The sequence below is a fragment of the Streptomyces sp. V4I8 genome, assembly GCF_041261225.1.
Lineage (GTDB): Bacteria > Actinomycetota > Actinomycetes > Streptomycetales > Streptomycetaceae > Streptomyces.
In genome coordinates this window covers 2,792,004-2,812,064 of the sequence record NZ_JBGCCN010000001.1, presented here as the reverse complement: position 1 = coordinate 2,812,064, position 20,061 = coordinate 2,792,004, and the positions used below count along the sequence as shown (strand labels likewise).

At 71.3% G+C, this 20,061-nt stretch carries 18 protein-coding genes; 10 read left to right on the top strand and 8 right to left on the bottom strand.

Going from position 1 to position 20,061, the window contains the following annotated elements:
* Positions 1-10: 10 nt before the first annotated feature.
* Entirely contained in the window at positions 11-685 is a 675-nt protein-coding gene (locus ABIE67_RS12775; RefSeq protein ID WP_370256583.1) for a GntR family transcriptional regulator, read from the bottom strand.
* Between the two features lie 220 nt (positions 686-905).
* On the opposite strand from ABIE67_RS12775, the gene ABIE67_RS12770 reads away from it, so the two are divergent.
* Positions 906-2,402, top strand: a complete 1,497-nt coding sequence (locus tag ABIE67_RS12770) for an NCS1 family nucleobase:cation symporter-1 (protein WP_370256582.1) — start codon at positions 906-908, stop codon at positions 2,400-2,402.
* A 5-nt stretch (positions 2,403-2,407) separates the two neighbouring features.
* Complete coding sequence (locus ABIE67_RS12765) at positions 2,408-3,136, top strand: aspartate/glutamate racemase family protein (RefSeq protein WP_370256581.1); 729 nt, start codon at positions 2,408-2,410, stop codon at positions 3,134-3,136.
* Positions 3,137-3,210: 74 nt separating this feature from the next.
* On the opposite strand, the gene ABIE67_RS12760 is transcribed toward ABIE67_RS12765, so the two are convergent.
* The 3 genes from ABIE67_RS12760 to ABIE67_RS12750 all read right to left on the bottom strand — a co-directional run bounded on the left by ABIE67_RS12760 (position 3,211) and on the right by ABIE67_RS12750 (position 5,118).
* Positions 3,211-3,705: an N-acetyltransferase family protein gene (locus ABIE67_RS12760; protein WP_370256580.1), complete on the bottom strand. Its 495-nt coding sequence runs from the start codon at positions 3,703-3,705 to the stop codon at positions 3,211-3,213.
* Positions 3,702-4,127 carry a RidA family protein gene (locus tag ABIE67_RS12755; protein WP_370256579.1) on the bottom strand — a complete coding sequence of 142 codons (426 nt, stop codon included), beginning with the start codon at positions 4,125-4,127 and terminating at the stop codon, positions 3,702-3,704. The genes ABIE67_RS12760 and ABIE67_RS12755 overlap by 4 nt, the downstream gene beginning before the upstream one ends.
* A gap of 301 nt (positions 4,128-4,428) precedes the next feature.
* A complete protein-coding gene (locus ABIE67_RS12750; RefSeq protein ID WP_370256577.1) occupies positions 4,429-5,118 on the bottom strand; it encodes a hypothetical protein in 690 nt (229 codons plus the stop codon).
* Between the two features lie 169 nt (positions 5,119-5,287).
* On the opposite strand from ABIE67_RS12750, the gene ABIE67_RS12745 reads away from it, so the two are divergent.
* The 3 genes from ABIE67_RS12745 to ABIE67_RS12735 all read left to right on the top strand — a co-directional run bounded on the left by ABIE67_RS12745 (position 5,288) and on the right by ABIE67_RS12735 (position 8,357).
* A complete protein-coding gene (locus tag ABIE67_RS12745) occupies positions 5,288-6,112 on the top strand; it encodes a nucleotidyltransferase domain-containing protein (protein WP_370256574.1) in 825 nt (274 codons plus the stop codon).
* 244 nt (positions 6,113-6,356) lie between these two features.
* Positions 6,357-7,316, top strand: coding sequence for a serine/threonine-protein kinase (locus ABIE67_RS12740; protein WP_370256572.1), 960 nt, complete (start codon positions 6,357-6,359; stop codon positions 7,314-7,316).
* 204 nt (positions 7,317-7,520) lie between these two features.
* The gene (locus tag ABIE67_RS12735; RefSeq protein WP_370256571.1) at positions 7,521-8,357 is read left to right on the top strand and encodes a hypothetical protein; all 837 of its coding nucleotides are present in this window, start codon (positions 7,521-7,523) and stop codon (positions 8,355-8,357) included.
* A 366-nt stretch (positions 8,358-8,723) separates the two neighbouring features.
* On the opposite strand, the gene ABIE67_RS12730 is transcribed toward ABIE67_RS12735, so the two are convergent.
* Positions 8,724-11,186, bottom strand: a complete 2,463-nt coding sequence (locus tag ABIE67_RS12730) for a SpoIIE family protein phosphatase (protein WP_370256570.1) — start codon at positions 11,184-11,186, stop codon at positions 8,724-8,726.
* 260 nt (positions 11,187-11,446) lie between these two features.
* Here ABIE67_RS12730 and ABIE67_RS12725 point away from each other — a divergent pair, with 260 nt between their 5' ends.
* The 5 genes from ABIE67_RS12725 to ABIE67_RS12705 all read left to right on the top strand — a co-directional run bounded on the left by ABIE67_RS12725 (position 11,447) and on the right by ABIE67_RS12705 (position 16,468).
* On the top strand, positions 11,447-11,683 hold the full coding sequence (locus ABIE67_RS12725; RefSeq protein ID WP_370256569.1) for a response regulator transcription factor: 237 nt from the start codon (positions 11,447-11,449) through the stop codon (positions 11,681-11,683).
* A 181-nt stretch (positions 11,684-11,864) separates the two neighbouring features.
* Positions 11,865-13,817, top strand: a complete 1,953-nt coding sequence (locus ABIE67_RS12720; RefSeq protein ID WP_370256568.1) for an FUSC family protein — start codon at positions 11,865-11,867, stop codon at positions 13,815-13,817.
* Positions 13,818-13,984: 167 nt separating this feature from the next.
* A complete protein-coding gene (locus tag ABIE67_RS12715) occupies positions 13,985-15,349 on the top strand; it encodes an amidohydrolase (RefSeq protein WP_370256567.1) in 1,365 nt (454 codons plus the stop codon).
* Positions 15,350-15,438: 89 nt separating this feature from the next.
* Positions 15,439-16,128, top strand: coding sequence for a DUF899 domain-containing protein (locus ABIE67_RS12710; RefSeq protein ID WP_370256566.1), 690 nt, complete (start codon positions 15,439-15,441; stop codon positions 16,126-16,128).
* Between the two features lie 154 nt (positions 16,129-16,282).
* Positions 16,283-16,468 carry a hypothetical protein gene (locus ABIE67_RS12705; protein ID WP_370256565.1) on the top strand — a complete coding sequence of 62 codons (186 nt, stop codon included), beginning with the start codon at positions 16,283-16,285 and terminating at the stop codon, positions 16,466-16,468.
* 36 nt (positions 16,469-16,504) lie between these two features.
* Here the strand turns inward: ABIE67_RS12705 and ABIE67_RS12700 are convergent, their stop codons facing one another.
* The 3 genes from ABIE67_RS12700 to ABIE67_RS12690 all read right to left on the bottom strand — a co-directional run bounded on the left by ABIE67_RS12700 (position 16,505) and on the right by ABIE67_RS12690 (position 19,778).
* Positions 16,505-18,448, bottom strand: coding sequence for an ABC transporter ATP-binding protein (locus ABIE67_RS12700; protein WP_370268508.1), 1,944 nt, complete (start codon positions 18,446-18,448; stop codon positions 16,505-16,507).
* A gap of 248 nt (positions 18,449-18,696) precedes the next feature.
* Positions 18,697-19,131 carry a hypothetical protein gene (locus tag ABIE67_RS12695; RefSeq protein ID WP_370256564.1) on the bottom strand — a complete coding sequence of 145 codons (435 nt, stop codon included), beginning with the start codon at positions 19,129-19,131 and terminating at the stop codon, positions 18,697-18,699.
* Positions 19,122-19,778, bottom strand: a complete 657-nt coding sequence (locus tag ABIE67_RS12690; protein WP_370256563.1) for an ATP-binding protein — start codon at positions 19,776-19,778, stop codon at positions 19,122-19,124. Before ABIE67_RS12690 ends, ABIE67_RS12695 begins: the two co-directional genes overlap by 10 nt.
* Between the last annotated feature and the right edge of the window lie 283 nt (positions 19,779-20,061).

Below are 20,061 nucleotides of genomic sequence, written 5' to 3'. Positions count from 1 at the left end.
GCCAGTCGGATCACGCGGGACGCCGGCCGGCCTCCTCACCGAACAGCTGCCGCATCGTCGACCGGTAGTTGGTCTGCACATGGGCCAGCGCGTGCGCCCGTGCCCGTGCCGGGTCGCCGGAGGCGATCGCCTCGTACAACTCCCGGTGCTCCACGAGGAGTTGGGGCCACTCCTCGTTCCGCCGGGTCATCCAGCGCAGGCGCCCGGCGACCGGTTCCAGGGCCTCTGTCAGCAGGTTGTTGCCGGCCATGGCGACGATGCGGTCGTGCAGCCGGCTGTTGACGTCCGTGATGGTCTCCGCGTCTTCCGCCTCGGTGGCGGCGGCCGCCTGGTCGAGGAGCCGCTCGACCTCGGCCAGGTCCTCCGGTGTCGCTCGTGCCGCGGCGAGCCCGGCCGCGTACACCTCCAGGGCCTCGCGCAGTTCGAAGAGCTCCTTGACGTCGGCGGGGGCCAGTCGGCGTACGACCGTACGGCGTGCCGACTCGAAGTGGACGAAACCCTCCACGACCAGGGCCCGGATCGCCTCGCGGACCGGCACGCGCGAGACCCCGAGGCGCTCGGCCAGCTCCCGCTCGACCAGCCGGTCACCGGGCCGCAGGCGTCCGGCGATGATGTCCTGCCGCAGGGTCGCCAGGACGCGTTCCCGTACCGCGCCGATGGGTTCGATCTTCGTCGTGGAGCTCATGGGGCCATTTTGGCGGACTCGGGGTGTGTTTTACGGAGCGTTAACAAGAGCGACATCGGTCGGAACTGTTGACGGGAGGACCATGTCCGCAGTTTGGTATACCAAACACTGCTTGCGAGCAGTCCAAGCAGTCCAGCCGTCCTCACGAACAGCCCCCGCGCAGTCCCCGCAGCAGTCCCCTCCACAAGCAGTCCTCCGTCCCTTGGCTCCTGGAGGCCCCGTGTCCCTTGCCGACCGTGCCGAAGTCACCGGCACACCAGCGTTCGTCCCCGATCCCAGGCTCACCAACGAAGACCTCGCGCCCGCCGGCAAGCGCAACTGGAAGGTCTTCGACCTCTTCGCCCTGTGGATGTCCGACGTCCACAACCTCGGCAACTACACGTTCGCGGCCGGGCTGCTGGTCCTCGGCATGAACGTGTGGCAGGTCTTCACGTCCCTGCTCGTCGGCTTCGTGCTCATCTACATCGGCATGAACTGGATGGGGAAGATCGGCCAGCGCCACGGCGTCCCGTTCCCCGTGGTCAGCCGCATCAGCTTCGGCGTCTGGGGCGCCAACATCCCGGCGCTGATCAGGGCCGTGATCGCCATCATGTGGTACGGCATCCAGACCTATCTCGCGTCCGTCGCCGTCAATGTGATGCTGCTGGCCGCCTGGCCGGGCCTGGAGTCCTGGACGCACAGTTCCTTCCTGGGCCTGCACGCGCTCGGCTGGGTCTCCTTCCTCTCCCTCTGGCTCATCCAGGCGCTGATCATCAGCCAGGGCATGGAGTCGGTGCGCAAGTTCCAGGACTTCTGCGGTCCGGCGATCTGGGTGGTGATGATCGCGCTGGCGGTCTGGATCCTGGCAAAGGCCGGCTGGACGATCTCGCTCACGAGCACCCCGCACCCGGTCTCCGTCGGCGAGCAGTGGCGGCAGTGGTTCGGCGCGATCGGCCTGATCCTCGCCACGTACGGCACGCTGATGCTCAACTTCTGCGACTTCTCGCGCTTCGCGCCGGACTACCGGACGGTCCGCAAGGGCAACTTCTGGGGCCTGCCCATCAACTCGACGGCCTTCGTGGTCGTCTCCGTGATCGTCACCGCCGGTTCGCTGGAGGTGTTCGGCGAGGCCATCACGGATCCGGCGGAGCTGGTGGCGAAGGTCGGCAACACCTGGATCCTGGTCCTGGCCGCCCTGACGTTCGCCATCGCCACCATGGGCGTCAACATCGTCGCCAACTTCGTCTCACCGGCGTACGACCTGGCCAACGTCTGGCCGCAGAAGATCACCTTCAAGGTCGGCGGCATGATCAGCACGGTGGCGGCGCTCGTCGTGACCCCCTGGAACCTCTTCTCGAACCCGACGGTCGTGAACTACTTCCTGGGCGGCCTGGGCGCCTTCCTCGGCCCGCTGTTCGGCGTGATCATGGTCGACTACTACCTCGTCAAGCACGGCCGGGTGGACGTCGACGAGCTGTTCTCCGCCGAGCCGGGCTCGCGCTACTACTACCGCAAGGGCGTCAACCCCAAGGCGCTGTGGGCGTTCCTGCCCTCGGCGGGGGTCGCGGCGGTGCTGGCGCTGGTGAAGACCTTCAGCGATGTGGCGCCGTACTCGTGGTTCATCGGTACGGCGATGGCGGCGGGGCTCTACCTGGTGCTGTGCCGCGGTGAGCGCGCCGAGGCCGCCCTCGACCCGGCCGTCGAGTCAGCCGCCAAGTCCGAGACCCAGGAGGTCTGAAGAACGTGCGGATCGTCGTCACCAACTGCAACACCACGCAGGAGATGACCGAGGAGATCGTACGAGGTGCCCGGGCCGTCGCAGGCCCGGGCACCACCGTGCTCGGACTGACCCCCGCGTGGGGGCCGGAGTCGGCGGAGGGCTGGCTCGACAGCTACCTCTCGGCGGCGGCCGTGATGGACGCGCTGCGGACGTACGAGGGGCCCGAGTACGACGCGGTCGTCATGGCCGGCTTCGGGGAGCACGGAAGGGAGGGCGTCCGGGAACTGGTGGACGTACCCGTCGTCGACATCACGGAGGCGGCCGCGCATCTGGCCTGCCTGCTCGGGCGACGGTACGGCGTGGTGACCACGCTGGAGCGGTCGTGCGGGCAGATCGAGGACAGCCTCGAAACCGCCGGCGTGCGCCGCAACTGCGTCGCCGTGGTCGGTACCGGGCTCGGCGTGCTGCAACTGGAGGACGGCGAGCGCACGGAGTCCGCCTTCCTGGCGGCCGCCGAACGGGCGCGGGACGCGGGCGCCGAGGTCCTGGTGCTGGGCTGTGCCGGGATGACCGGATTGCAGCGGACCGTGAGGGAGAAGCTGGGGGTTCCGGTGGTCGACGGGGTCGGGGCGGCCGTCAAACTCGCCGAGTCGCTGGTGGGGTTGGGGCTGACGACGAGCCGGGCGGGGACGTACGCGAAGCCGTTGCCCAAGCGGCGGGTGTGGGGGCCGCCGCTGGGTGATCGAGGGTGATCAGTCGTCAATCAGTAGTGATCGGCGGATGATTACCGGGCGATCGGCGAATGATCGGTGGCGATCGGTGACGATCAGTGATGATCAGTGGTGCTCGGAGGGTGGTCGTGGGTGACGAGGGAGGGATGCCAGGCGTACCGCACGTCCGGCTCCTGCTCCTCGTTGCCGCTGCCGTCCGTGTACTCGACGGCGACGAAGCCGTGGCGTTCGTAGAAGCGGTGGGCGGGCTTGTTGACCTGGAAGGTCCATAGGTTCAGCCCGGCCGGCCTGCGTCGCTTTGCGAGGTCGACGAAACGGCCGCCGATGCCTCGTCCTCGCCAGTCGGGGTCGAGGTAGAGCTGGGAGAGCTGGTCACGGTCGAGGACCATGAGGCCGACGACCCGGTCGGCGGCCTCGGCGACCCAGGTCTCCCTGAGCAGGACCACCACCTCCCGGAAGTAGGTCCGCACGTCGTCGTCGGAGCGCGGCCGGACGACCGTCGGCAGGGCGGAGGCGAAGGACCGCAGCCAGACGTCGGCTGCGGCCCCCGCGTCGGAGGCGGTGGCGCGGCGGAGCGCGACGGGGGTCATGGCCGCGGACCCTGAGCCGGCTTCTCCGGAACGACGGCGGTGGCCGTGATCTCCACCAACTGCCCCGTGTATCCGAGGCAGGCCACACCCAGCAGAGTCGACGAGTGCGGACCGACGCTCAGCCCCGACGCCTCGACGACCTCCCAGACGGCGGACAGCACCGCGGTGTCACCGCTCACGACGTACACCTCGGTCGACAGGACGTGCGCCAAGTCGCTGCCGATCGACCGCAGTTGCTCCTCCAGGTTGGCGATCACCTGCTCGGCCTGCCGTACGGGGTCCCCTTCGCCGACGAGGTTCCCGTCACCGTCCATGGGCACGGAACCGGCGAGGAAGGCGAGTCTCGTGCCGGCCTCGACGATGGAGGCGTGGGAGTAGGTGGGAGGAGGGAAGAGGACGGGGGAGGTGACGCGCCGGATCATGGGGCTTCTCCTGGGGCTGCCTGAGAGGTGTTGAGTTGTAGGGCGACAACTCGCCGATCATCCGGGGCCTGGTCGGTGTACGCATCCGAATTTCCCTCTCTCACTCTCAGCCGGTTGGCCGGTCGCGAGGCGAGGTCCCAGAGGCCGAACCGCCGCCTCCCGCCGAAGGCGACGGGACACAACTCGGAACGGGCCGTGAGGCGTTCATGTACACGGGCGACTTGATCATCCTTCATGCGCCCGGAGCGCAGGGAGGCGGCAGCGTGTCGACCCGGCGTCCTGGGAGCTGCGCCCGGGGATGTCATCCGGGCGGTGGACCGCACTGCCGTTCACGCAGTTGGCGTTCGCACTCCCGTGCAAGGGCCGGGTGCGCCTTGGCGATGGCCGCGTAGAAGCGGTGGCGCAGCAGTTCCTCGGCTGCCGCTCGGCCGGTGCGGCCGTACAACTCGTCGAGGATCTTGTCGTAGCGGGTCAGCCGATGGCGTAGATAGTCGACCTTCCAGCGGGCGAGCGCGTGGGGGTCGGCACCGTCGACCGTGGCGGGATCCGGGACATGGCCCCAACGCCACGACGTCCGCTCCTCCTCCAGGCGGTTGCGGTGCTCGACGGCCAGTGCCGCCAACCGGTCCGGGGCCAGTCGCGGCACCTCGATGGGCTCCGCCGCGATCCGCAGCAGCACCTCCCGGCGCCTGTGCAGAGCAGCGGCCCGCGCGGCAGCGGGCCGCCGCGCGGCAGCCGCCGAAGCGGCGCGGAACTCCTCGCTCCGCTCGACGGCTACCACGCGCTCGATGCTGTAGAGGCGGGTCTGTGGCGCGGCGCGGAAGTGCGGGTTGGTGCGCAACAGGTCGGGTTCGCCGAGTAGTTGGCGCATCATGCCGGGCGTCCAGCCGCGCGCCCGTAGTCCGGCTGCGGAGAGGTGGGTGCGGGGCGGCGGCTGGAGCCGCTCCTGGGTCCGGTCGTCCGGCTCTGGAGTCTTCTCGTGCGTCGTCATCGTTGCTTCCCCCGTCATCGTCATAGTTACGCTGAGTGACGGTTTCATTGATAACGTGCGGCACTGACAACGCGGCGAAGTCGCAGGTCAGGGCAGTGGGGGAGGGGGGCGGTCGCCCGGCCTCCGTAATTGCCTGGAAGCATGGTGTGCGGCTCCATACGCTTCGACCATGCCTCCCCTACCCGACCCCGAACTCCCCGACCCCGTCTTCCTCGACACGACCGCCGATCGTCTGGCCTCCCTCCCCACCGTCCAGGCCGTCGCCCTCGGCGGGTCCCGGGCCCAGGGCAGCCACAAGCCGGACAGTGACTGGGACCTGGCCGTCTACTACCGCGGCCCGTTCGATCCGGACGATCTCCGTGCCCTCGGCTGGGAGGGTGAGGTGTCGGAGGTCGGCGGTTGGGGTGGCGGTGTCTTCAACGGGGGAGCGTGGCTGACGATCGAGGGGCGGCGTGTGGATGTCCACTATCGCGATCTCGACGTGGTGGAGCGGGAGTTGGCGGAGGCGGAGGAGGGGCGGTTCCGGGTGGAGCCGTTGCTGTTCCATCTCGCGGGGATTCCCAGCTACTTGGTGGTGGCGGAGCTGGCGATCAACCAGGTGCTGCGGGGCGAGCTGCCGAGGCCGGCCGCCTATCCCGAGCGGCTGCGTCGCACGGCGAGCGAGCGCTGGTACGGGACCGCCCGGGCCACCCTCGCCTACGCCAGGGCCAACCACGCCCCGGCAGGCCGCCTCACCGAGGTCGCGGGTGCCCTCGCCACGGCCGCCGTGCAGACCGGGCACGCCGTGCTTGCGGCGCGCGGGGAATGGGTGACGAACGAGAAGCGGCTGCTGGAGCGGGCCGGGCTGCGGAGCATCGACGGCGTCGTCGGGTCTCTGGGTGCCGGAGTCATCGGGACTCCGGGTGCCGGCCGCGACGGGTTGAGCCAGGCGGTCGCCGAGGCGGAGAAGCTCTTCGAGCAGGCGATCGAGGACGCGGCGTCGTCTCGCGCGTGACGTCTCGGCGGCCGCGCCGTCGCGCCGTCCGCCGTGGTCACCGGGCCCCATCCGCACGCCGACCCGACCTCTCGCCCCACCCGTCGTCCTGACCTGTCCCGCCAGCCCGTCCCCAGCCCGTCCCCCAGCCCGTCTCCCCCGCCTGTCTCCCCGGCCTGTCGTCCCTGGAGGGATGTGGCCGGTCGAGCGGGCCCGCAGGACAATTGTGAATGTATGGGGCGTGATGCGCGGATGGGGGTAGGTGATGGGCGCGGGACTGGTCGGGGAGCAGATCGCCGGCTACCAGGTGGAGTGCGAGCTCGGTCGTGGGGGGATGGCCGTGGTCTACCGGGCGAAGGATCTGCGTCTGGAACGCACCGTGGCGCTGAAGCTGCTGACCCCGGAGATGGTTCGCAACGACACCTTCCGCCGCCGTTTCGCACACGAGCAGCGGGCAGCCGCGGCGCTCGACCATCCGCACATCGTGCCGATCTTCGAGGCCGGTGAGACGAACGGTGTCCTCTACATCGCCATGCGGTACGTCCCGGGGCTGGATCTGCGGGCCCTGCTCGACCGGGACGGTCCCCTGCCGGTCAAGACCGTGCTGCGTATCGCCGCACAGGTGGCCTCCGCCCTGGACGCGGCCCATGAGCATGATCTGGTGCACCGGGATGTCAAACCCGGCAACGTGCTGGTGGCGCGGGGTACGGACAGCGACCACCCCGAGCATGTCTATCTCACGGACTTCGGGCTGACGAAGAAGTCGCTGTCACTGACCGGGCTCACGTCCGTGGGCGAGTTCGTCGGCACGCTCGACTATGTGGCACCGGAGCAGATCGCAGGCCGCCCCGTGGATGGCAGGTGCGACCTGTACAGCCTCGCCTGCGTCGTCTACGAAGCCCTCGCGGGCGGGCCGCCCTTCCAGCGGGACGACAGCATGGAACTGCTCTGGGCCCACCAGTACGATCAGCCGCCCGCCCTGAGCGAGAGGCGGCCGGAGACGTCGCCGGCGATGGACGAGGTCCTGGCCCGGGCGCTGGCCAAGGTCCCCGAGGACCGTTACGACTCCTGCCTGGAGTTCGTGGCGGCGTTGCGCACCACGGCGCAGGGTGTCGAGCCGGAGCCGGCCACGCATCCGCCGACGCAGGTGGACCGGTCTGTTCAGCCGCTCCCTCATCCGCCCCTGTGGGCCCGGCCGGTCTTTGATCGCCGATCTGGTCGCTGACGGGTTGTCAGTTCCTTCCTTGTGGCCGTCGTCGGCCCGGCTCTCGGCGCTTTTACCTGGCGGTTTCGGATGCGTCAAGTCCCGAGCCCTCGGAACGTGACCCAGCCGGCCGCGGCGGGCCTACTGGAAGTGCGCCTCACCGGAAACGCCGGATCGAACGAGGCACCGGGGCGCCACCAAGGGCCATCCACTCCAGAAGGAATCATGAATTCTGCCACCCGCACTCGCGAGAACGTCCGCTCCAAGCGTCGACTGGGCCTGACCACGGCAGCGGTGTCGGCCCTGGTCGTCGCAGGAGGCGTCGTCCTTCCGGCCACCGCCGCGACGGCCGCCCCGATGCCCTCCGAGTCGGCGGCGAGCGTGGCGCCCCAGGTCAAGGCCAAGGAGAAGGACAAAGACAAGGACAAGGGCAAGGGCAAGGACAAGGACAAGGACAAGGACGGGGACAAGAAGAACAAGTGCTGGAGCGAGCAGCACGAGAAGCGCCTCGAGGACTTCAAGGACAAGGACAAGTGGGAGGAGGAGTACTACTGCTGGGCGGGCGGTCAGAAGTTCTACTGGTCGCAGAAGTACGAGTGCTACTTCGTAGTCGTCAAGCACGTCAAGCGGTACTTCTGGGACAGCCATAAGGACTACTACTACTTCGAGAAGCACTACAGCGAGTGGAAGGTCGAGCACCACGACCATTTCTGGGAGGACGAGGACCACTGGAAGGACGAGGACGAAGTCAAGGACGAGCACGAGGAGGCGGGCGAGCAGGAGGGCACGGACGAGGACAAGGACAAGGGCGAGGACAAGGAAGACGCCGAGTCAGAGGAAGACACCGAGACTGAGGAAGGGATCGAGATTCCGGAGGAGGGCGCTGAAGCCGGGGACGACGCCGCGGATCAGGGTTCCGAGGACGGCACCGATTCCGAGAACGGCACCGATTCCGAGGTGCAGCCCGACCCCGAGGCAGAGCCCGACGCGGAGCCCGACCCCGAGGCGCAGCCCGCTCCCGCTCCGGAGGCCCCCGTCGAGCAGGCGGTCCCGGCCCCGTGATCACGGCCGGCGGACCGGCCACACCACCCACCCCCACCACGACACCCCCACCACGACACCCCCACCACGACACCCCAACCACGACAGGACCCCGAAAGGAACCAGCACTCATGCCCACACTGATCTGGCAGCGTTCCCTCGCTCAGGTAGCGCACCCCCGCACGATCGCCCCAGGCCCAGCCCCAGCCCCCGGCGCAGCCTCCGCCCCCACGCGCCCCCGCACAGCCCCCGCAACCCACCACCCGTACGGCCCGCATCCTCGTCTCGAAGCCGGTCGCGCCGGGCACACCCCGGCCGCCGGGCACCGCGTGAGCCGGCTGTCGGGCACCGGAGATCGGCATCACCCCCGCGACCCCCCGGGGCAGCTCAGCTCGGGTTGAGGAACTGTTCGGCCCAGACGGTCTTGCCGGTGGCCTCGTGGCGGGTACCCCAGCGCTGGGCGAGCTGGCCGACCAGCAGCAGGCCCCGTCCTCCCTCGTCGAAGATCCGGGCGCGGCGCAGGTGCGGGGCGGTGCTGCTGGAGTCGAAGACCTCGCAGATGAGGGTGCGGCCTTCGTGGATCAGGCGCAGCCGGATGGGCTGGCGGCCGTAACGCAGGGCGTTGGTGACCAGCTCGCTGACGACGAGTTCGGTGATGAACGCGGCCTCCTCCAGATGCCAGACGACCAGCTGGTCGGAGGCCATGCGGCGGGCCTCGGCGACGACCGTGGGATCGAAGTCCAGCTCCCAGGTGGCGACCCGGTCGGCGCCGAGGCAGCGGGTGCGGGCCGTGAGCAGGGCGACGTCGTCGTCCGGCGGGTGGGTCAGCATGGCGGCGAGGAGCCGGTCGCAGACCGTGTCCGGCGTCGGTGCGGGACGGGCGAGGGTGGCGAACATCTTGTCCAGGGCCTCGTCGATGTCGTGGTCGCGGGCTTCGAGCAGACCGTCGGTGTACAGGGCGATCAGACTGCCCTCCTCCAGCTCGGTCTCGACGGTCTCGAACGGCAGGCCGCCGAGGCCCAGGGGCGGGCCGGGCGGCACATCGAGGAAGCGGACGGCGCCGTCGGGGGCGACCACGGCGGGCGGGGGGTGGCCGGCCCTGGCGAGCGCCAGACGGCGGGAGATGGGGTCGTAGACCGCGTACAGGCAGGTGGTGCCGATCCCCGCGGCGCCCTCCTCGGCCTCCTGCGGCCCGGCCTCGTCGGCGGACAGGTGCACCACGAGATCGTCGAGGTGGGTCAGGAGTTCGTCGGGCGGCAGATCGACATCGGCCAGGGTGCGTACCGCGGTGCGCACCCTGCCCATGGTCGCCGAGGCCCGGACGCCGTGACCGACGACATCGCCCACCACCAGGGCCACCCGGGCGCCCGACAGCGGGATCACGTCGAACCAGTCGCCGCCCACCCCGGCACGGCCACCGGCCGGCAGGTAACGGGTGGCGACGTCCAGGGCGTGCTGGTCGGGCAGCGTCTGCGGTAGCAGGCTGCGCTGCAGGGTCATGGTGGTGGTGCGTTCCCGACCGCGGTGCCGGGCCCGGCGAACGGCCTCGGCCGCCGTGTCCGCGAGCTGCTCGGCCAGCCACGCATCGTCCGCCGCGAAGGGGCCTCGGCGCCCGTGGCGGCCCAGCAGCACCGCACCGAGCATGCCGCTCCGGGTGCGCAGCGGCACCACCATCAGCGAACGCACCCCCGCCCGGCCGATCCAGGCGGCCTGGGGATCCTCTTCGACCCAGCGGGTGATGGCCGGCTCGCCCACTGCGTACACGGCCGCCTGCCCCTCGACCAGGCACCGGGTCACCGGCGAGACGGCCGGGTGGCGCGCCCGTCCGCCCGGCGGGACGAGAGGGCCGCCGTCGTCGAGGACGGACCGCACCGCGATACGGTCCAGGACCACCCGCCCCGCCGAAGTGGCCGGCAGGAACGGGGCCGTCTCGCCGCCGCGCCGGAAGGCATCCAGTACCTCGACGGCGACGAAGTCCGCCACGGCGGGCACGGCAGCCTCGGTCAGCTCCTGTGCCGTGCGCTCGGCGTCGTCGGTGGTGCCGATAAGGGGCTGGGCCTGAAGCAGCATCCGCTGCCGGGCCGGATCCCCGTCCCCCGTGCGGTACGCCACCAGACACACCGCACGCACCTGGCCCTCAGCGTCCTTCAGCGGGGCCAGTGACACCGGCCAGCCGCCCTCCGCACCCACACCGCCCGGGCCCAGCAGATCCGCGACATGCTGCACCCCGCCCCCTTCCAGCACCAGTCGCATGGCTGCCTCGGCCCGGTCGCTCAACAGATGCGGCGCGAGCTCCGTCAGACGCCACCCGCGCATGTCCTCCGCGCTCAGCGACAGCGCACCCTCCAGGCCGGCGTTCGCCCCCACCAGCCGCAGATCCCCGTCGAAGACCCCGACGCTGCAGGGCAGTTGGCGCAAGACCCACTCCCCGAACACCTCGTCCTTCGGCAGGTCCTGCCCCGGCGACGAGGACGGCCCCCCGGCCGATCCCGCCACCACAAGCCACTCGGCGGCCGCCGGGCCGTCGGAAGCCCTCCGGTGCGCCAGCAGCCGCCGCGGAAGGTGCCGGCCGTCCCGATGCCGCAGCACAGCCGAGCCGCTCCACCCGCGGCGCCCGGCCGCAACGCGCCGTACCCGCTCCCCGACGGCGTCGCGCTCCCCGACGTCATCGGCCAGCAGCCGCGCCGCCGGGCGCCCCACCACCTCCGCCGGCCCGTACCCCAGGAGTCGCCCGGCCGCCTCGCTCCACCCCGTCACGATGCCGCGCTCGTCCACGGTGGCCGTGCACGGCTGCTGCGGCGCGTCACCCGCCCGTGTCCACTCCTCGGAAGGGGAGGAAGGTCGCGCCATCACAGCTCCTCTCGCCGTTCACGTACGGCACCCCCCCTGACCAGCATGATCCCGACGCACACCAACCACAACCGGAGGCGGCGCCGGCACGGAACTCCGCCCGTGACACGCCTGTGACAACGGGCAGACGCGCCCATGACCTCACCCAAACATCCTCTTCACAAGGGGCAAAGCGGAGTATTCAGACATTCAGGCATTGCCCGCTGCTTCCAAGGGTGTGAGCAGAGACGACCGCGCCGACCCGCCGGAGAACACCCCCCATGCATCCCACCCTCACCACGACCCCCGCCGCCGACGCCACGGAGACCCCCGCCCTCACCCCCCGTGAACTGGAGACCCTGCGGCACATCGCCGCCGGCCGCACCTATCTCCAGACAGCTCGCCACATGGGGCTCTCCCAACACACCGTCGACACCTACCTGCGCCGCATCCGAGCCAAGTTCGACGTCAACACCACCGCGGAACTCACCCGCCTCGCCATGGCCCTCGGTCTGTAGCGCCGTACTGGCGCCGTACTTGCGTTCATAAAGAACTCGGCCTTTCCGGGCATCGTCACATCCTCGAAATACGACCGTCCCATCCTCTCCAGGACTTCGATCTACGGTGGGCAGCACAGCCCGCCGCCCGGCCACCGTCGCCCGAAGGCACACCCCCGCCCTCGCCCCGACAGGGAGCCCCGTGTCCCGCCCCGCTCGCCCGGCCTTCGCCCTACCGCCCTGGCTCGCCCACGCCCTCCGCGCCCAGCGCGGACCCGTCCCCTGGAGCGCGGTCGTCCGAGGAGCCCTGGCCGCCGGCCCCCTCCTCCTCGCGGCGGTCCTGGCAGACCGCACCTCCCTCGGCGTGGTGGCCGCCATCGCCGCCATGCTCGCCGGCATCAACGACCGCCCCGGCAGCCGCCGCGTCTCCGTCCAGCGGATCGGGATGCCCGCGCTGGCAGGGGGCGCCGGGCTGTTCGTCGGGACGTACGCCGGGGAGCACTTCGGTGCCGTCCCGCTCACCCTTCTCCTCACCGGCCTCGGGCTCCTCGCCGGCGGCATCAGCGCCGTCGGGTCCGTCGCCTCCGCCGCCGGTACGCAACTCCTCGTCGCCTCCGCCATCGGGGCCGGGATGCCGTTGCCGGAGAGCGGGTGGCAGCGGGCGCTCGTCTACCTCGCCGGTGCCGCCTGGCTGCTCGGGCTCCGGCTCGCCCTCCCCACCCCCGGCTCCCTCGTCGGAGACTTCCGGTTCGACGGCGAACGTGACGCCGTCGCCGACGTGTACGACGCTGTCGCGGACCTCCTCGACGCCGTCGGCACCCGGCGCGCCACCGCCCGTCGCGTCGCGCTCACCGCCGCCCTCGACCACGCGCAGGACGCCCTCACCGGGCCACGGCTGCGGCGGTACGCCTCCTCGTCCGCCGAGCGGCGACTGCACGCGCAGTACGCCGCCGCCCTGCCCCTCGCCGAGGCCGCCACCGCGCTCGCCTGGGCGGGGGAGGGCGTCGCCGAGCGGTCCTCAGAAGGGCCGCGCAGGCTCGCCGCGGCCGTCCGCGGCAACACCCACACGGGGCCCCTCCCCGCGCCCTCCCGCTCCGCGCCCGCCCTGCGCGCCCTCGACGACGCCCTGCTGCATGCCGCCGAGGCGTTCGACCGGGGCAGGGGCGACAGCGACCTGCACACCCGGCGCCGTACCGCCAGGGACCGGGTCCGGGCCGTCTTCGGAGCCGGCGGGCGCGAGTACGGGCTGCGGGTCGCCCTCAGCTTCGGAGCGAGCGCCGCCATCGCCCAGGCCCTGCACCACGCCCAGTGGTACGGGCAGCACGAGCACTGGTACTGGCTCCCCGCCACCGCCGTCTTCCTCGTCAAGCCCGACCTCGGACCGCTCGTGTCCCGGGTGCTGTGCCGGGCCGCCGGCACCGTGCTGGGAGCCCTGCTCTTCGCCGGATTCGCGGCCGTACTGCCCCGGCCCGAAGGGCTCATCGCCCTCGTCGCCCTCAGCGGCGCCCTCATCCCCGTGGCCACCCGGCACTTCGCCGCCCAGACGGCCGTCGTGACCGTCCTCGTACTCGCCCTGGTGATGGTGGGCGGCGAGCCGCAGGCCTCCGCGAGCCGGATCGGGGAGACGCTGCTGGCCTGCGCGATCGTGCTGGTCGTGGGGCACCTCCCGATGCCGGGACAGCGGGGAGGAGGAGTACGGGCCCGACTCTCCGCGGCCAACCGGGCCGCGCACGCCTACCTTGCCCACGTGCTGAGCGAGTCCGACGCCCACGACCCCACCCGAGCCCCGCGCGAATCCCCCGTCCATGACGTGCCGAACGGCCATGACCCGGCCCGTTCCGACGCCCGCGCCCTGCGCTGGACCCTCCGGCGCGAGGCATACCGGGCGCTCGCCGAGGCCCGTACCGCCATCGCTCTCGCCGCCGCGGAACTTCCCGCGCTCGCGCGGCACACGGAGGGCGCGGACGACGTCGTCGCCACGCTCGAACGGCTCGTCGACACGACCACCGCTTGCGCCGTCCACCTCGACGACTCCGGTCGGCTCACGCCCTGGCACACCGCCAGGCTCACCGAGCTGCTGGAAGAGCTCGCGGAGGAACGCGACCGGGTCGGGCTACGGGGCCCCGAGTCACCCGGCGTGCGTCTCGCCGGCTGAGGTCGGCGCGGTGGGTCGCTGCGGCGCACCTCAAGAGGGCCTGCGGTGAGGCGGCGAGCGGGCGGTGTCGAGGCCGGCGTGCCGGGCGGGCGGGCCGCGCGACAGACCCGCGACCGGATGCGCGGTTCACCGCACGCGCCGCGACGACCGCGTCGTACGTTGGCGTGATGACGCCTTCTCCCGCAGAAGCTCCCGCCGACCTCGTCATCACCGGCTGCACGGTTCTCCTGCACGACGATCAGGAGCGGATCGGATTCGCGGAGAACGCCGCCATCGTCGTACACGGTGGAGTCGTCGAGGCGGTGACGACCGCGGCGGCCGTGCGCGACCGGCCCGCCGTCGAGCGCCTCGACGCGGCGGGCCAGGTCGCCCTCCCCGGTCTCGTCAACTGCCACACGCACGCCCCCATGGTCGCCCTGCGGGGGGTCGCCGAGGACCTGCCCACCGAGGAGTGGTTCAACGACGTGGTCTGGCCCGTCGAGTCCAACCTCACCGAGAAGGACGTGGAGTTGGGGGCGCGGCTCGCCTGTGCCGAGATGATCCGCGGTGGCGTCACCTGCTTCGCCGACCACTACTTCTCGATGGACGCCGTCGCCGGCGTCGTCGAGGAGTGCGGGATCCGGGCCCACCTGGGGGAGGCGTACTTCTCCTCCCAGGGCCCTCAAGGGCGGGAGAAGTCGCTGGAGTTCGCGCTACGGCAGCGCGGCGCCGCCGGCGGCCGTATCACCACCACCCTCGCCCCGCACGCCCCCTACACGGTCGATGACGCGGACCTGGCCGCCACCGCCGAACTCGCCGCCGAGCACGGCCTCCCCGTCCACCTCCACGCCTCCGAGAACCGCGACCAGGCCGAGACCAGCCTCGCCCGCCACGGCGTCACCCCCATCGACGTCCTCCAGCGCACCGGGATCCTCGACGTCGACGTCCTCATCGCGCACGGCACGGGCATCCTCGACCGCGACCTGCCGGTCCTGCGGAACGCCTCCGGCCGTACGGCCGTCGCCACCGCGCCCCGCGGCTACCTCAAGTTCGCCTGGCCCACCACCACACCCGTCCGCGCCCTGCACGACATCGGCATCCCCGTCGGCCTCGCCACGGACGGCGCCGCCTCCAACAACTCCCTCGACGTCTGGGAGTCGATGGCCCTCACCGCCCTCCTCCAGAAGTCGACCACCGGCGACCCGCGCTGGCTGACAGCCCGTCAAGCCCTGCACCACGCCACCCTCCAGAGCGCCCGGGCGATCGGCCTCGGCGACACCCTCGGCACCCTCGCCCCCGGCCGTCGCGCCGACATCATCCTCGTCGACCTCACCGGCCCCCACACCCAGCCGGTCCACGACCTCGCCGCCACCCTGGTCCACAGCGCCCGCTCCTCCGACGTCCGCACGACGATCGTGGACGGGCGGATCCTGATGCGCGACCGGGAGCTGCTGACGATCGATGTGCCCGCAGTCGTCCGGGAGTTGGGGGAGCGGCTGCCGGCACTCCTGGACCGCGGTCACGGCGGGAGGATCCAGGAATACGACACCTGAAACGCCGAAGAAACTCCGCGCCCCCGCGATGAGTTCCGCCCCTCCCGCCGGTCACCACAAGGAAGGGACCGTCGCACAGGAGGGCGCCCATGTCGCTTCCGGAGATCGTCTCGCGCGAGCAGTGGCGCGCGGCACGCGAGGAACTGCTGGTCAAGGAGAAGGCGGCCACGCGCGCGCGTGACGCGCTCAACGCCGAGCGGCGCGGGCTGCCCATGGTCGAGGTCGAGGAGGAGTACGTCTTCGAGGGCGGCGACGGCAAGGCCACCCTGCTCGACCTCTTCGAGGGACGGCAGCAACTCGTCGTCCACCACTTCATGTTCGCCCCCGAATGGGACGCCGGGTGCCGCAGCTGCTCGGGCTTCCTGGACCAGATCGGCCATCTGGCGCACCTCAAGGCACGCGGGACGACGCTCGTCGCCGTCTCCAGGGCGCCGTATACGAAGATCCTTCCGTTCAAGGCGCGCATGGGCTGGACGGTGCCCTGGTACTCGTCGTACGGCAGCGACTTCAACCACGACTTCGAGGTGACCCTGGAGCACGAGGGCGAGCTGGTGGAACGGCCCGGTGTCAGCTGCTTCCTGCGCGACCGGGACCGCGTCTTCCACACCTACTCGACGTATGAGCGCGGCCTCGACGGGCTGGGCTCGACCACCGGCTTCCTGGACCTCACCGCGCTGGGCCGCCAGGAGGAGTGGGAGGAGCCCAAGGGGCGCGCGTCGGCTCTTGGGGCGCCTGCGGGCAGTGAGCGCATCCGGTATCACGACGAGTACGAGGACTGACACAGGGCGTAGTGATTGATCATCGAGAGTGAGTGGGTGCTCACTCATCGCGGTGAACGAGTGTCAACTACGTCTCAGTCCCGTCACCGAGCGAGGCGTTTCACCTCCGGCAGGCGTTAACTCCTACAAGTACGACGCTTATCGGAGGTGCCTGATGGTGAACGGGCGAACAGTGCTCGAACGCTTTCCCGCGGGCGGGCCGAGAGGTTCGTGGCCGGCGGAGGAGTTCGCACACGCGCGACGGCTGGAAGGCCTGGCCGCCGAGGTCGTCATGGACCTCGCGACGGACGCCTTCCTGGTGGTCGTCCGCTCTGACGTCGCGGTGGACGCGGCCGCGTGAGCCTCGGGTGAGCCGAGGCTGAGCCGACGGTGGGGATCAGCCCGCCTTCGGCGCGGGCACCCGCGCGGTGAACTGCTCCGCCTGGAGCGAGTACAGCTCCGCGTACACACCGCCCGTGGCCAGCAGTTCGTCCGGCGTGCCGGACTCCACGAGCCGGCCCTGGTCGAGGACGTGCACCAGATCGGCGTGGCGTACGGACGCCAGCCGGTGGGTGATGAGGACGACCGTCTGACCGCTCGAGGCCAGCGCGCGGATCTTCTCGAAGACCTCCAGCTCGGCCCGTGCGTCCAGGGCCGCCGTCGGCTCGTCCACGATGAGGATGTGCCCACGCCGGTACGCGGCTCGCGCGATCCCCAGCCGCTGCCACTGACCGCCGGACAGCTCGTGCCCGCCGCTGAAGTGCCGGGCCAGCAGGGTGTCCAGACCGCGCGGCAGATCGGCCACCACGTCCTCGGCCCCGGCCTCGGTGAGCGAGTCGGCCAGCCGCTCCTCGGTGAGGGGCGCGGAGGAGCGGCCGACGGCGACATTGACCCGGGCGGTGAACGGCCAGCGCTTGAAGTCCTGGGCCACCATGGCGATGCGCTCGGCGAGCTGGTGCCGGTCGGCGGTCGACGCGTCGACGTCGTCCCAGAGGACGCGCCCCCGGTCCGGCGTGTAGAGCCCCGCCAGCAGCTTCACCAGAGTGGTCTTCCCGGAGCCGTTCTCGCCGACCAGCGCGACGATCCGGCCGAGGGGGAGGCTGAGCGTGACGTCGTCGAGGGCGGGGCGGGCGGACTCGCCGGGGTAGGAGAAGGTGACGTTCTCGAACCGGATCTCCCGCGGATCCTCGGGCAAGGGGGCTCCACCGACCGGAATGGCCCGTTCGGCCGCCTCGACGTACAGCCGCTGCAGATCGCCCACGAACAGGGCCTCCTCATGGAGCGCGTTGACCTCCAGGACCAGGCTGTCGAGGCTCGACGAGCCGGTGCGGATCGCGATGACGGCCGTACCCGCCACGGAGAGCGCCATCGCGCCGGCGAGCAGCAGCCCGCCCAGCGTGGCGTACGTCGCGACGGTCGCGAGCCCCGTCCATGCCGCCGCGATGAGCCCGGTACGCGCCGCCAGCCGGGCGAGCCGCGCCTGCTCCGCCTCAGCCGTCTCCGACATCGCCCGGTAGTGCCGCAGCAGGAAGGGCCCGACGCCATGGACGCGGATCTCGGGCGCGGCGGCGGGCTCGGTCAGCAGCCCGCTGATCAGATGGCCGGCGCGGGAGTGCTGCACCCAGGTGTGGAAGGACTCGTAGCGGCGCCGGGCGTTGGTCAGAGCGCTCCAGGCGCTGGGCAGCGTCATGGTGGCGAGGAGGGGCAGCAGGGCCGGGTGCAGCACGGTGAGTACGCCCGCCGCGGCGATCAGCGAGATGGCCGCGTTCACGACCCGGGTGCTGTACGCGATCATGCGGCGGGCGGATCCGGCGCCGTACTGCGCGGTGTCCAGCAGCTTGTGGAAGGCGTGATCCTCGATCGCGGCCAGCTCCACGGCGGCCGCCCGCTCCAGGTACAGCTCGGTCGCCACCCGCTCCACCTTGGGCTCCAGCCGCCCCGTGGCATACGTGGACGCGGCCCGCAGCAGCGTCGAGACCACCATCACGGCAGCCATCGCGACCAGCGCCGGAACGGCGCCGCGTAACCGCTCCTCCAGTGTCCCGCCCCCGATCAGCCGCCCCAGCACACTGTTCACGGCCAGCAGCCCGACCGCCTGCCCCAGCCCTCGCCCCACCTCGGCCACCAGCACCACCCGCGCGGCCCGCCGGTCGGCCTGCCACGCGAGCCGGAAGCTCGACGCCAACAGGGACGGCAGCCGCGTCACCAGTGCCCGGAAGTTCAGCTCCAGGAAGGCGTCCCGATGCTGATTCCACCCCATGTCGTACCGCAGCGGCCCCCCGAACAGCAGCCGCTCCGACTCGGAAACCCCGGCCTCACCAGCATCGAGCTTCTTCCCCACCACACACCCTCCCCCGACCGCCCCGGCAACGGAGGGCCACTATGGCGGGGTGGGGGCGTCGGGGGGAGGGCGCGAGTGGGGGCGGGGGATGCGCGCGGGCGTACATTTTCAGCCCGTCCGGCGTTTGAGGACGAGGCCGCAGGCCGACAGCGGGGGTCCAGGGGCGGCAGCCCCCTGGTACGGGACCGAAAGGCCCGGCACCCCTTCAACGCAGCCCCGCAAAGAAAACCGGCTCCACCGGCGGAGCCCTACGCGCTGATCTGCCGCGACCAAGAAGGCGTAATCCCCATCACCCGGCACAACGCCAAATACAACGGAATCGGCGGCGTATAAGGCACCGTCCCGTCCGACCGGTAAATCAGTCGAGGCGTGTCCAGGACCACCGCCCCCGTCGAGTACCGCACAGCCGCCGGCCACTCCAGCGCGTAATCGGAGTCGGACGGCACGATCCACCACCAGTGCGCCTCATCGGCGTACACACACCCCACCCGAGGCAGCCGAGGCAGAATCAGCGGCCCGAAACGCGCGGGCACCGCCACCGCGTCACAGCCCAGCGGCGCGGTCATCCCGTCGGGAACGGGCAGCCGCCGCGGCGCGGCCGGGGTGGGCAGACCCCGGCGAAGGCGGACCAGCGTGTCGAGGCTCAGCACCTGACCGCCGTCGGACCCGCCCCTCACAGCCATACGGACCCCGATCCCCTGCCGTACCGCGCCTGCGCCTCGTCATCGTCGCCCGAACCTCCGGACGGGCCGGGCTTGGGCCGGGACCCCCACCCGAGGTCGTTGTACGGCCCGGTGTCGGCGACGGTGCCGGTGCCGGTGCCGGAAGCGTCGGGGAACCCGGCCGCGCGCGCCAGATCGGCCCAGACCACCAGCCCGGGCCCCTGCTCATGGGCCCCCCACGCATGGCAGAGGGCGTCGATGAGGAGCAGTCCTCTTCCGTGCTCGTCCTCGGGCCGGGCCGCCAACGGATGCGGCTCACCCGGCGCGCACCCCTCGTCGCGCACGGCTATGCGCACCAGGTCGGCCCCGTCGTGCAGCTCGCACACGATGTGCTCGCTGGCGGTGTGCACGATCGCGTTGGTGACCAGCTCGGACACGACCAGAGCCGCCGTCTCGCAGGTGTCCTCGCACACCGCCCAGCCGTTCAGCCGCGCCCTGGTCAGGCGTCTGGCCTGCGCGGGCGAACCCGGATGCGCGGCCAGTTCGAAGCGGAACCGGCGCTCGGCGGCGGCGCCCCGCTGGGGCCCGACCGCCGGGGCGGCACCGAGGCCGTGGGGGGCCGCGGTGGCGTCTGTTCCTAAGGGCGGGGACGGAATCACGCTTGCCACTATCGCCGCGCCGTGAACACTTGGCAAGTGTCACTCTGAAAATTGCAGAGTGCTGTGTGACTCTCTGGAAGGCCGTGGCACACTGCTCGCAACAGCATGTCGAACGGCGCCAGTTGGGATCGCCGAGGATCGGCCGGTTCAGCCGAGGTCCTCGAATAGGTCTTCGAATGGCGCCGTCGGCCTGTAAGGATTCAGCCAGCCTGTAAGGATCCAGTCGGCCTGTCGGGCGGGGGCAGTGGGCCGTCGGGCGGGTTCAGTGACCTGTCGGGATTCACCGGGATTC